Origin of the sequence: Prevotella sp. P6B4, from assembly GCF_000619985.1 — a bacterium.
GTDB lineage: Bacteria > Bacteroidota > Bacteroidia > Bacteroidales > Bacteroidaceae > Prevotella.
The window spans coordinates 126,737-138,848 of sequence record NZ_JHVE01000004.1 but is presented as its reverse complement, the minus strand read 5'-3'; the positions used below and the strand labels follow the sequence as shown (position 1 = coordinate 138,848).

Below are 12,112 nucleotides of genomic sequence, written 5' to 3'. Positions count from 1 at the left end.
TTACTTCCCTTCTCTATTACGACACATCTGACGATTCACCCATACAGCAACGGCAATGGCAATATCCTCTTCACTCAGATTCAGCGAGAAACCAATCTTCTTCTCATACTCGCTTATCCGATGGGGATTCAGTTCACCCCTACGTAGTTGGGAGGTGATTTTTGATACTAGAACAGATGATATATTTGAAGTCGCCATATGTATCTACTTTGTTGTTATATACTAGGCACACGATTCCCCTACAGCGGTGTTTATCCGCTGCCACTCCCTATGTGCCATAAGGCTGATTTAGAGGGGTTTACACCTATTCTGCTATGGTGCAGAGAGGTGCTGCCGATAGCTCCAGAGCGTAGTTGAGAGGGATAGGTACTACGTATTACCTACCTTGAACTAGTATAATCCCCAACCAGTCTGTTGCCCATGTAAAGAAAAGCTCTCGTAATCTTGGAAACTCTATCTGCTCTGAGAGCTTGGTCGCAAATGGTTTCCTTGATTTTCTCTACGATGCAAAGTTACGAAATTATCCTGAGATAGCCAAACGGTTTTTGGTTAAAGCGAGTTAAATAACCTAGCTCAACAGCCCTTCTCGGTACTCCTTTCGGCACTGCATCATGCTCCTGCCACAGATGTTCCCTCCTGTAAAAACCCCCTTGTCATCATCCCTATAAGTTCCGAAGGTGTCAATGCGCTTATCGTAAATCCAATAGCACCATTCGACAATGTCCTTGTCCCCACTGTTAATGATGATGTCTCGGAACGGCTTGAACTGCTCGAACTTGACTTGGTGACAGAGGTGAATGATACGGTATTCATCCATGAGTCTTTGTTTCTCCCTCTTCTCATACTCTTCATCACTCTCGTTCTTGCCCTTCTTTTCCTTCTTGTCCATAACATAGGTGTTGTACACCTCTTTGCACTCAAAGGCGTTCTTGCATGCCTTGGTTTTGTCAATGAGCATGCGGTAAAGAAGCACATGGAACATTTCCTCTACACTACGGAACACTTCACCCTTGTACTCAAGCCTACATGGGTACATGTTGCTTAGAACCTTCTCTCCATACTTGCTGTTGAAGTAGATGCTGTCCTCAATTCTATACTCTCTCTTAATATTTTTCATACTATCAAATTTTTGATTTTAGCAAAGATATGGAAAAGAATTGGGAAAAACAAATTTGGGAACACCTAATTGTTAGATGCCCCCAAATTTTTAAGGTTTCCTTGCATTTCACCGATAACCTTCAAAGCTGTGTAATAGTTGCAATGAGCCGTTTTGATGAACTCCATGACTGATACACCACCTTTTTCTTCAAGCAGTATCATATACGTATCTTTCAGCCTCTGCTTGTTCTCCTTGCTCTTGGCTTGAATCATTCGCTCACGGTTGAATTTTCCCTTGGATAAGGCATTTGCAGCCTTGTATCGCTTTATGGACTCTGGATTTCGACAGTTCTGAGCATGCGAGTGAGTTGATAGGTTGGAGAGCTTGCAGTTAAGTCTATTGCAGTCCTCATGGCACACCTCGATGCCTTTTGGTATCTCTCCATTGAAGGCAATCCACACCAAGCGGTGCAAGTACCAAAAGACCCTATTCCCATGTACATCATGCAGATGCACTATATAGTACTTGTTCTTGCCAATGTACGGTGTTATCTTGGTTCTCTTTAGTCTGTAGCCATTGAAGCTTGTGTGTTCTCTCCTTATGACGGTTCCATCCTCGTATATCTCGTAATGAGGGAAACTTGGTAGTATTCTGAATTCCATTCATAGTAGTATTAGTCTAGTTATTTTCCAATCAGCAGTGCTGCAAGTTTGCTTATATATGCTGCAACTGTATATATAAATATCTGTTAGGTTGAAAAAAGTTACTTCTGACGAAAAAAGTTGGCTTCAGGACTTGATTTTTCTCCGAAAAACCTTATATTTTAAATAGATACAGATGTTACTTCTGTAGCTGAACAACAGGTAGGAAGGTTTTCTTCAAGTGGTTTTATTCGCCTTCCTACCTCTTTATCAAAAACCACTTGAGACGAAGAAAATAAGGAATAAAACTTGAACCACATGAAGGAAAAGACAAAGTTTGAGGAAATGATGGATAGGCTTCCATCAAACATTAGGGACACTGATGTCCTAAGATACCAATCAAAGAAGGTATTGGCTGCATTGTTGGAACTGTACTTGCACAGTAGGGCTAGGGAAACCAAGTTGGTGATAGTGACAAACACCGTGCTAAGAAAGGTAAGCGGAGTTAAGTCCAACGACCTAGTGCCATCGCTGAATCAGTTGATTGACCATGAGCTGATTTCTAGAACGGTTGGTGATAGGGAAGGTGGAAGGGCATCGGAGTACACCATACACTTCCATAACCTAAAACAACCATTGAAGGAAAGGACATTTGATGAACTATTTGCAGATGAGCTTGAAGAGGTCGAATCCTCTGGAACCTCGATGGGTACTACAACTACAATTACAACTACAATTACAAGTACAACTACTAATACAATTACAACTCCAACTCCAACTCCAACTACAACAACAACCACAACGGCAACTACAGACAATGAGTATAAGAACCTAGATACGTCAGAACCTATGGATATGGATAATAATATATTAAATAATAAAAATAATTTATATAATATTGATAATAATATAATATTAAAAGATAATATATTAATTAAAGAAAATAATAATATATTACAGAAAGAAAAAGAAAGAATGAACAATAACAGTAAGAACCTTGAAGAAAAAGAAGGTTCTGACACGAAGGCAAACAACCACTCCAACTGGATTGACAACCTCTTCCTAGACCCAAAAGACTACGAGGAAGACACGGAGTTCATAGAAGACTTGGAGAAAAGGATTGCCTATCACAGATGGGACATGGAAGATGAAGAGACTGCGGACTCGGAAATCCCTTTTTGAGAGGATTTCCTTGCAGTCTCAACTAAGAAAATAAGATTCAAAACACCAAAGGAAATGGAAGCAAAAACAATTCTAGACACCTACAAGAGATACCTACAGACTCTCAAGTCCAAGGACTCTGAACTATTCACCAACTACAGCAAGATTAAGGACTTCATAGACAAGCATTGCGATGACCAAGAGCTGTTTGGTCTACTGTACAGACACTGCATAGGCAGCAACATAAGGGAAATAAGGCATAGGAACTTCAAGATTAAAGACCTTTGCACGGAGGGTTGGTCTAGTGCCGCTGTAAAGGAAGGTTACGAACTGCTCAAGAACCTCAAGAGGTACGAGTTCCCACTTGAAGAGAAAGCCTACGCCATCAACTTCAAGAAGTTCGCAGAATTGGCAGACAACCAAAACGCTCACGTTGAACTGTACCTATGGTACTGCTTCTCCAATGAATGCGGAGACAGTCTCTTTAGAGTAACGATGCAAGAGATAGAGGAAGCTGCATACCAAGCTCTCAAGGCAGAAAAAGAGGCTTCAACGGAGATTGAGACACCGACAGAGGCATGACTAGGGCACACAAATGGGGCTTCAAAGTAATTAAACTTTACAGGAAGCCCCACAAGCCTTTCACACGACCTCGCCTTGATAGTTATCCATCCCAACCGTCAAAACGTCTCAGAACGTCAGGAAATGACTGGATTTCAAATCCTAGCATCTAGGGGCTAGACAAGACAAGAGCAACTTAGACGAAAACGTTTGGTAGAAGCGGTTGTTTTCATGCCAAGTATCTAGGGAAGTGGTGGCCCCCTATGGTGGCCTCTATGTCCTCCCCCCTATGGGGAATGTTTTAAGGCCATTTTTTTGAGCCATCTGTTAGGTCTCTGGAATTCCTGAGAAAAAATTTTTGAAAAATATAGAACTAACCTTGATATTTTTCGGAATTGCTTTATATTTATATTAAAGTAACTTCTAGAAATACATAAACAATTGATATAAATAATCAAAATCAAATGTAACAATGACAAAGATATTAAGATTAACCGAACAAGAACTGAAAAACATAGTCAATAACAGTGCAAAGAGACTAGTCCAAGAGCACATTGACATGGACAAAGAGATAAGATTCGCACAGAAAGATGTCTACGCTATGGGAAAATACTTATCATCTGTAGGACTTAGACTGAATGGAACGGAATTTGAACCACTCTTCCAATGGATGAAAGATGCTGTGATTAGATTGAATAATGCACTTATCAAGAAAATAAGAGGGGAAAAATGAGTTACTTCTGTATAGATACTACCCATCAAGAAATGACAAATGAAGAAAAGGGAAACGGAACAATGGAACCAGGACAGAATACACTAGAAAAGAAGAAAAGAGACCACCGTGGAGAGCTTAATCCTCATTGGGGACATATAATGACTCAAGAGAGTAGGGATAAGATTTCAAGCACTCAGAAACAACGCTATGAAATGATTCAGAAGCTTGTCCGCAAAGGAATGGCTCAACCAATTGATGAAGAGAGGGTAAGGCAAATCTGTGACGAGGTCTGTGACAATTACTTCAAGAGGATAATCATGGAGAATCAAAATAATAACAAACCAATGAATATTAATCTATGAAGAGAAATACTAATGAGATTAAGAGATTAAAGATAGAGAATGACTTTTTGAAAAAGGGCATTAAAAATAGAGAGGATGCCTACGAAAGCATCTTCAACGAAAAGGAAACCCAAGTGAAACTACTCAAGGAATTGGCATATATGTTGCTCCATATGGAGGTTATTGAGGATTTGGTCAAGAATGACCATAACCACACCTCAATGATTGTGAAGAAGGCATTTGCCGAACTAAAGCAACGACTTGTAAATGGCTTCTATGCTGATGGGAAGATGACTAAGACAAACGATACATCCCATGATGAATAACTACTATAATCAAACAGATACGATATGGAAAACACAGCTGATATAATGAAGAGACTAGGACTCAAATATGGCAACTTCGATGAAATGGAGAAAATCAGAATCTACCTTGAATATCATCCAGAGGTGTTTACCGAAGATTTCATGGAACTGTTAGCGGATAGGTACTTAAACTATCTAACAGTCAGAAAGAGGATAAAGGAGATGTGGCCAGAGCTGTGCCGACAAAATATTAATAACTTCAATATAATACCTAACGATTATGAGAAAATCAAAGAAAAAGTGTTCAAGAATAGAAAACCATGATAGGAGGGGCTTTGCATGTACTAGCGAGCCATTATATAACCAAGGAGACTTCCTATATTACTTCGAGAATCGCTTGCAGCAGATGATAAGCAATGAGTTTGATGCTCATTTCCGTGAGAGCTTCTATAATATGCCGTTTTAAGCGGTTCATTCACACGCATTCTAAAAAAGTCTTATGATTTAAAACCTATTGGTTTTGGGGCTGAAACAACCCAAAAACTATTTATTTATCAACGTTTCAGCCCATTTCATCGAATAATACGAGTGATATGAAGCGGTCGAAAAAACGCATTCATCTTCACCAAGCGATATAAATTTTGAAAAAATGAAGAGAGTTAAGATAACAGAATCCCAATATGATGGGTTCTTAAAGCAGTTCGAGCATAATGACAACCTCACTGACGATGATAAGATTCAAATCGATAATCAGTTCCTTAACATAGAGCTTACGAATGTGAAGCAGACTGCAAGGGACATGATTACCAAGGCATTTGAACTAGGCAAGAAATACGCCATTCACCCCAAAGACCTTCACCTACGCAGTGAGATTAAGCAAGAGCTAGACAAGATGGTTCAAGCTGTTGATGGAGACCAGATACACGTATAATTTCATTTATATATAAAATCATGTTTTTCTGTTTAAAGGAGGGTAGACCGATGTGATATTGGTCTACCCTCTTGTGTATATTCTACTTAATCGCTTGGTTTACCAAAGAAATCCTCTGCAATCTTGGGGTCAATGTAATAGTAATGTTGATAGACTACAGAAGGACATTCACCGCTTCTAACCTTTTTCAAAACGGATTTATAACTTACATGGTACTTCTTGGCGACTGTACTTGCAGGCATCATGTCACCCATAACATAGTTTCTTCTATTGTCTGAAGTGAAGTATTTTTCTGCATCTTGGGGGCTTACAACATACTTTCCATTAATATACTCAGAAGGTAACACACCTTTTTTTACAAGACTAAGAACATTGCTATAAGCGACACTGTATTTCTTTACAATGTCAAGCAATGAAATTCTATCTCCAATTGCATCTTTAATCGCTTTGTCTCTTGCTAGCATTGCTTCCACCTCTTCTAAGTGAAGATAGTGCTTTCCATTGACAACAACACTTGCAACCTCGCCTCTGCTGATTCTACCGTATAGTGTAGTATAATTATAGTTTAACCTATTAGCAATATCTCGCAAAGGCAACATGTCTCCAATTAATTCATGGTCTCTCTCTTTCTTTAGACTCCTTTTCTTTTTCTTTGGAACGTCTCTATATCGAATCATAAGAATACTCGGAGCAATATCATCATAGTAATAATTAATATTGTCTTCATAACTATAGAAAGTAGGGTTCAAAAGTTCATCCACCTCATCAGGAGCGATGTCAAGTATCATTGGGCCATTCCCTCCATTTGAGATAGTGTAGAATATATCTACCCCTTCTGTCACTCCCATTTCTATCTGCGTAATAGAAAGTGTATTTGAATGAACAATAACTTTTCTAGCTAGTACATCTTTTTCTCCTATTCCGAATGGGAATCTAATTTTAGCAGGACTAATTTCTACTGACTTAATTTGTCTTTTAATTATTTTATATCGCTCTGCGTCATCTTTAATCTGCTTGATTTTGTGTTTGAGCATCAAGTGTTCAATAGGATATTTTGATTCTATAGAATCTTTTCTTCCGCTAAGGAAATCTACAACATCTTCAACAGATATGGGTCTTGACAACCTTATCTCATTCAAATTTTCGATAGTCTCTTCAATATGCCTTAATTCGTCTTTATATCTTATTCTCTCGGACATTATGGCTTTGATTTTTTCCGTTATTTCCCTACTCTTCTTGTCGTAGGTCTCTTTCTTCATGCCATCAACATACATTTCCCTAAGACGCTCTTTCTTTGCGTCAAGTTCATCAATTCTAGGCTGTATGTTAGCAAGTTTGGCTTCTATGTTCTCAGCTTCTTGTTTATAACTGTCTATCTTTTCTTGGCTTGCTTGCTCTATATAATACGCCTCTTTTTCAATGGCAACATGCCACAATATGCTATCTAGTATATTGATACTGAAACTTGTCTTGTTGGCACACTTCTCTTTCTTATGATGCTCATATTTCCAAACACTCATAGCTTTACATGCAACAGGACAATGATAAGATGCCTTACTGCCTCCAGCAGACCAATACGCACCACATGTGGGACATTTGACAAGATGTTTGGCAAAATATATATTCTTTGCTTTGTTAATGGTCGAATTATTGGTTTCTGCAATCTGCCTACACCTCTGATATTGTTCCACTGTTATAATAGGTGGATAGGCTCTTTCATAAGAAGCCATCTTGGATTTTCTCTTTACACCGCAATAGCTCTCATTATTCAATATGTTGTTTATCATTGAGATTGTCACGTCTGCATGGCCAGTTTCGGCCATTTCCTTAGCTAACTTGGGCTGTGAGAATCCGCTTTCGTACATATCGAATATCATTTTGACTATCTTACTATCTTCATCATCAATGACAATAAGATTATCTTGTTCTGTATCTATCCTATAGCCAAAGGGGATTGCTCCACCGTTGTATTTACCTTCATCTGCCTTACGTCTCTTTCCCCTCGCAAATCTCTCTTTCTTCTCCAACATTTCTTGCTCGGCTAATGCACCGAACAATGAGAATATGATATTTGCGGTAGCATCGTACTTCGTTCTATCCTCGGTAAGAAGTGTAAATTGAGGGTGTAAACACTTTAATTGAATCCGCTTTTGCAACAATTGCTCTCGGATAGAATAAAGGATTTGTGGACGTCTTGACAATCTGCTCAGCTCCGATATGTAAATTTGAGACACATCTTCTGATTCAATAACCCTTTTTAGGTCATTAAGTCCTTCACGTTCTTCCTCGCTTAACTTAATGGCACTTTCTTTATTACTAATGATAATGAAATCAGATTCATTATGACCATCTGCTAAAGCTGCACGTCTTAATGAATCCTCTTGAGATTCAAGCTGCTGACCTAACGTTGAAACTCGGACAAATAGAACGATACGACCCATAATCTTCTGATTTTGGGTACAAAGTTACAAAAAATTTCTGAACCACAAAATAAAATTGGTGAAATTCCATTCGATCGAGTAACGGACCAGAGATGCGGTTCATATAGCGCTGTATCTGACCAGGTGTACAGACACAATGATGCGTGGGATCGCCGAAATAACCACAAGGACAGGGATTCATCGAGGCTACGAACATGAAAGAGCAAGGATACTCGATGGTGTATTTGGCACGACTGATGGTAATTTTACGGTCTTCGAGCGGTTGGCGTAGCACTTCGAGGGTAGTACGACTAAATTCTGGCAATTCATCGCAGAAAAGCACGCCATTATGAGCTAATGATACCTCGCCTGGTTGTGCCTTCTGAGTACCACCCGTCATTGCCACCTGTGAAATGGTATGGTGCGGGCTACGGAAAGGGCGCTGCGATATGAGAGAGGTTCCACTCGGCAAGATACCAGCCACAGAGTGGATCTGTGTTGTCTCCAAACTCTCAGCCAACGACAGGGGTGGCAGGATGCTTGGTAATCGCTTAGCCATCATTGACTTGCCACTACCTGGTGGACCTATCAGTATGACATTATGCCCACCAGCAGCAGCCACCTCAAGAGCGCGTTTTACACCTTCTTGTCCGCGTACATCTGCAAAGTCGAGATCGAAGGCATACTGATGTTGATAGAACTCTTTACGTGTGTCTACGATAGTTGGCTCGCATCCTACAGAACCATTCAGGAATCCGATGACATCTGCCAAATTGTCCATGGCCAATACGTCAAGTTGATTAACAACAGCAGCCTCGCGAGCATTCTCTTTAGGAACTATCAGGCCTTTGAACTTTTCCTTACGCGCCCTAATTGCCACAGAAAGCACACCACTAACGGGTTTTAACTTGCCATCAAGTCCCAGTTCACCTACCATCATATATTGCGACAGCAAATCCTCTGCCACTTTTCCATAAGACGATAGGATACCAATAGCCAACGGCAAGTCGTAGCCACTACCCTCTTTACGGATGTCGGCGGGACTCATATTAATTGTCAAATCGGCTGTTGGCGTTTTAAAACCTATATTTTCGACAGCAGCACGTATGCGATCGTAACTCTCCTTAACAGCTGTATCAGCTAATCCAGACAAGTGGAACATGGTACCTCTTGCCAAATTCACCTCGATGGTTATGGTGGTTGCTTCAAGTGCTGTAACGGCTGCGGAATAGGTTTTAACAAGCATCGGTTTATTTGATTAATTCTTCTATTTTCTTATTCAAATCTTGATAGTTTAGCGTACGTGCAAGAATCTTACCTTGACTGTCGACGATGATATTATCAGGCAGATAGGTCATGCCCACCTTTTGGAGGACGGGCGTTTCCCACATGCTGCCATCACAAATAGTACTCCATCTGACGGAGTCGCGCTCCACAACCCTCTGGCAGTCTTTCACACTACCATCAATACTGATACTCAGCACTTTCAGATCGCCAGAATGTTGCTTCTGTAATCTCATAAGGAGATTCTGAATGTTAATACTCTCATAATTCCACGAAGCCCATAACGTGATGACATTCACCTTAGCATTCAAATCAGACGATGAGACACTCTCGCCTTTCATCCCCTTAGCACTGAACACTGGTAATCGTTGCCCCACCTTCAACATCTGAAAGCTCTCCAGTTGTTTACACAATACAGCTACCTGCTTCTGGTTGGGCATAGCTTTCAGAATGCCCTTTGCCAATTCCTGCGCCTTGACAAAATCAGGCTCAGCAGTCTGAATAAAATGACGGCTGAGCAGATAAAGACTAATTGGTGACTCAGGGTGCTCATGAATAAATTTCTCAGCCTCACTGAGCACTTGTGGAGGGGTCATGTTACAGGTTCTTAGACGGAAGTCTGTCATACTCTTATTGATTTCCGAACCTTTCACTTCGGTCTCCCTCAGATGCGAGGCATCGCCCTTCATCCTGATGCTTATACCTGGTTCAGCAAAGACAGGAAGTTCAGAGTAGTTAGGAAAAACCACAATCAGTGTGGTTGGCTCAGTGATAGCAGCCTGATAAGTGAATTCTCCCCTGCTAACACCAACAGTGTCAAGCTTGTGAGAGCCATTCACACCATAAATATACAGTTCTCCTTGGTTGAATCCCTTGAAACTGCCCTCTATTTTGAAACTCTTTTGGCCATCGCCACAAGAGGACAGTAAAAGTAAAAGGATACAACCAAGGAGACCCGACTTTTTCATTTGATTACTTCTGTACCTTTTCGAGTTCGATATCGTTGTTAGCGTACTTAGCAAAGGCAGGATCCTTCTTAATGGCCTCCTTCAATGCCTCTGAAGCATCGCTATTGTTACCCATACGAGCACTCATCAAAGCACGCAGATACTCTGTCATAGCATCAGGATTCTTGATGTACTTCAGTGTAACAGCAGCCGATACATAGTCGCGGTTCAGGATCTGAGCCAGTGCAGCGCTATTTGAGTAAACCTCAGAGAAGTTTTCCTCAGCCTCAGCATAGTTACCCTTGGCCAGATTCAGGTTACCCATAATCTCTGACAGACCATTAGCACCAGTAGCACCAGCGATATACTGTTCAGCACCAGCTACATCACCATCCTTCAGAGCCAGCAGACCGAGGTTGGCATTTGCCTCAGGCAGGTTCTTTACCTGCTGCAGGCACTGCTTGGCAGCTTCGTAGTTACCCTGCTCATACTCGATAGTTGCAATATTGTTATATGCACGATAGTCGTTAGGATATACCTTTGTAGCAGTCTGGTAAACAGCCTTCTGCTCTGCAGGAGTAGACTTCAGAGTAGCAGCATACAGAATCTCCTCGATGCTCAGCTTGGTAGCATCATCGTTGAGCTGCTCCAGAATCTGCTCGTCGCTGCGACCAATAGTCTCGTAGTTGATGGTAAGACGTGCACGACGCAACTCTGGCAGAATGCCATCAGCCAACTCACGGAATGCAGAAGAGATGTTTTTAATCTGCTGCTCACGCTCCTGGGGATCCTTATACATAGAGAGAACGCGCAGGATGAGCTCCTTATCTTGAATGTTGCTTGCGCTTACCAATTCCTGGAAGCCTTCCCAGTCCTGAGCAGTATACTTAGCATCTACAGGTGCATTGAACTTTATCTTCTTCAACTCCTGATTAACATACTTCTCAGAAACCTTCTGACGCTCGCCAGCCAGTTTATCATTGATTTTGAAACCACCATCAGGAGAAGCATATGCAGAAACCTCGATATTCTCCAAATTCAGCTTCTCGCGATCGTTATTGATCTGCTTCAGCATCTTAACGAATTCCTGAACAGAGTTATTCTTCAACTCGCTCTTGCGGAGATTAGCCTGCTGGATCAGGAACTTAATGTTTGCATCCAGCTTCTTTTTGTTGATACGCTGGTAAGCATCTGGAGCTACAGCAGCCTGAGTAGAAAGAACAGTCTGTTTGTAGAGTTCAGATGTAGCAACAACACCATCGGCAACTTTAACGGCAGGAACATCGAACTGCTTATTACCAATACGGGCATCGAAGGTCAAGAACATCTCAGCCTTGTTGTCACCAGCATAAGCAAAACTTGTCTTCATTGTATAGTTACCACCCATCTTGTAGTTGACGGTCTGGTCATTACCACGCACTTTCTCGCCCTGGAAAGTAGCAGGAGTACCCTTCTCTACTACACCATTAGAATAGCGCAACTCAGGCATAACGGTTACCACAGCCTTCTTCTTCATATACTTCTCGGGGAAATGCCCGTTGATAGTAGCTGGAACCACACCTTTCTGCGTTTCAAGAGGATTTGGAGTTACTGTGAAATTATCCGCAGATAATTCTCCTAGTTTAGAACACGATGTAAAAATCATCAGCGTAGCTGCTGACATAGTTAAAATTGATACTTTCTTCATAACAAAACTTTTATGATTAT

Annotated in this window: 15 protein-coding genes; 8 read left to right on the top strand and 7 right to left on the bottom strand. The window is 41.0% G+C overall.

The genetic code is table 11. The annotated features are described in order from the left end of the window. The gene (locus T491_RS17605) at nt 1–198 is read right to left on the bottom strand and encodes a hypothetical protein (protein ID WP_155950018.1); all 198 of its coding nucleotides are present in this window, start codon (nt 196–198) and stop codon (nt 1–3) included. Between T491_RS17605 and T491_RS17850 the strand changes: the two genes are divergently transcribed. Next, on the top strand, nt 199–357 hold the full coding sequence (locus T491_RS17850; protein ID WP_197018790.1) for a hypothetical protein: 159 nt from the start codon (nt 199–201) through the stop codon (nt 355–357). Between the two features lie 211 nt (nt 358–568). On the opposite strand, the gene T491_RS0104000 is transcribed toward T491_RS17850, so the two are convergent. Further along, nucleotides 569–1,036, bottom strand: coding sequence for a hypothetical protein (locus tag T491_RS0104000; protein ID WP_155950017.1), 468 nt, complete (start codon nt 1,034–1,036; stop codon nt 569–571). Nucleotides 1,037–1,182: 146 nt separating this feature from the next. Then, on the bottom strand, nt 1,183–1,761 hold the full coding sequence (locus tag T491_RS0103995; RefSeq protein ID WP_028902739.1) for an HNH endonuclease signature motif containing protein: 579 nt from the start codon (nt 1,759–1,761) through the stop codon (nt 1,183–1,185). A 297-nt stretch (nt 1,762–2,058) separates the two neighbouring features. Between T491_RS0103995 and T491_RS17845 the strand changes: the two genes are divergently transcribed. From T491_RS17845 to T491_RS0103960, 7 genes are all read left to right on the top strand, one after another. After that, a complete protein-coding gene (locus tag T491_RS17845; RefSeq protein ID WP_028902738.1) occupies nt 2,059–2,922 on the top strand; it encodes a hypothetical protein in 864 nt (287 codons plus the stop codon). Between the two features lie 54 nt (nt 2,923–2,976). Further along, nucleotides 2,977–3,483 carry a hypothetical protein gene (locus tag T491_RS0103985; protein WP_028902737.1) on the top strand — a complete coding sequence of 169 codons (507 nt, stop codon included), beginning with the start codon at nt 2,977–2,979 and terminating at the stop codon, nt 3,481–3,483. A 451-nt stretch (nt 3,484–3,934) separates the two neighbouring features. Next, on the top strand, nt 3,935–4,195 hold the full coding sequence (locus T491_RS0103980) for a hypothetical protein (protein WP_028902736.1): 261 nt from the start codon (nt 3,935–3,937) through the stop codon (nt 4,193–4,195). Between the two features lie 32 nt (nt 4,196–4,227). Then, nucleotides 4,228–4,539 carry a hypothetical protein gene (locus tag T491_RS0103975; protein ID WP_155950016.1) on the top strand — a complete coding sequence of 104 codons (312 nt, stop codon included), beginning with the start codon at nt 4,228–4,230 and terminating at the stop codon, nt 4,537–4,539. After that, entirely contained in the window at nt 4,536–4,844 is a 309-nt protein-coding gene (locus T491_RS0103970) for a hypothetical protein (RefSeq protein ID WP_028902734.1), read from the top strand. The genes T491_RS0103975 and T491_RS0103970 overlap by 4 nt, the downstream gene beginning before the upstream one ends. 24 nt (nt 4,845–4,868) lie before the next feature. Next, complete coding sequence (locus T491_RS0103965; protein ID WP_028902733.1) at nt 4,869–5,147, top strand: hypothetical protein; 279 nt, start codon at nt 4,869–4,871, stop codon at nt 5,145–5,147. A 325-nt stretch (nt 5,148–5,472) separates the two neighbouring features. Further along, nucleotides 5,473–5,754: a hypothetical protein gene (locus tag T491_RS0103960; protein WP_028902732.1), complete on the top strand. Its 282-nt coding sequence runs from the start codon at nt 5,473–5,475 to the stop codon at nt 5,752–5,754. An 86-nt stretch (nt 5,755–5,840) separates the two neighbouring features. Here the strand turns inward: T491_RS0103960 and T491_RS16925 are convergent, their stop codons facing one another. The 4 genes from T491_RS16925 to T491_RS0103940 are packed head-to-tail and all read right to left on the bottom strand — an operon-like array spanning nt 5,841 to nt 12,092. Beyond that, entirely contained in the window at nt 5,841–8,195 is a 2,355-nt protein-coding gene (locus T491_RS16925) for a recombinase family protein (protein WP_081773230.1), read from the bottom strand. Beyond that, on the bottom strand, nt 8,143–9,420 hold the full coding sequence (locus T491_RS15615; protein WP_231480174.1) for a YifB family Mg chelatase-like AAA ATPase: 1,278 nt from the start codon (nt 9,418–9,420) through the stop codon (nt 8,143–8,145). The genes T491_RS16925 and T491_RS15615 overlap by 53 nt, the downstream gene beginning before the upstream one ends. A 4-nt stretch (nt 9,421–9,424) precedes the next feature. Further along, the gene (locus tag T491_RS0103945) at nt 9,425–10,426 is read right to left on the bottom strand and encodes a DUF4369 domain-containing protein (RefSeq protein WP_028902731.1); all 1,002 of its coding nucleotides are present in this window, start codon (nt 10,424–10,426) and stop codon (nt 9,425–9,427) included. Nucleotides 10,427–10,430: 4 nt separating this feature from the next. Further along, nucleotides 10,431–12,092 (bottom strand): tetratricopeptide repeat protein, encoded by a 1,662-nt coding sequence (locus T491_RS0103940; protein WP_028902730.1) that lies wholly within the window; start codon nt 12,090–12,092, stop codon nt 10,431–10,433. Between the last annotated feature and the right edge of the window lie 20 nt (nt 12,093–12,112).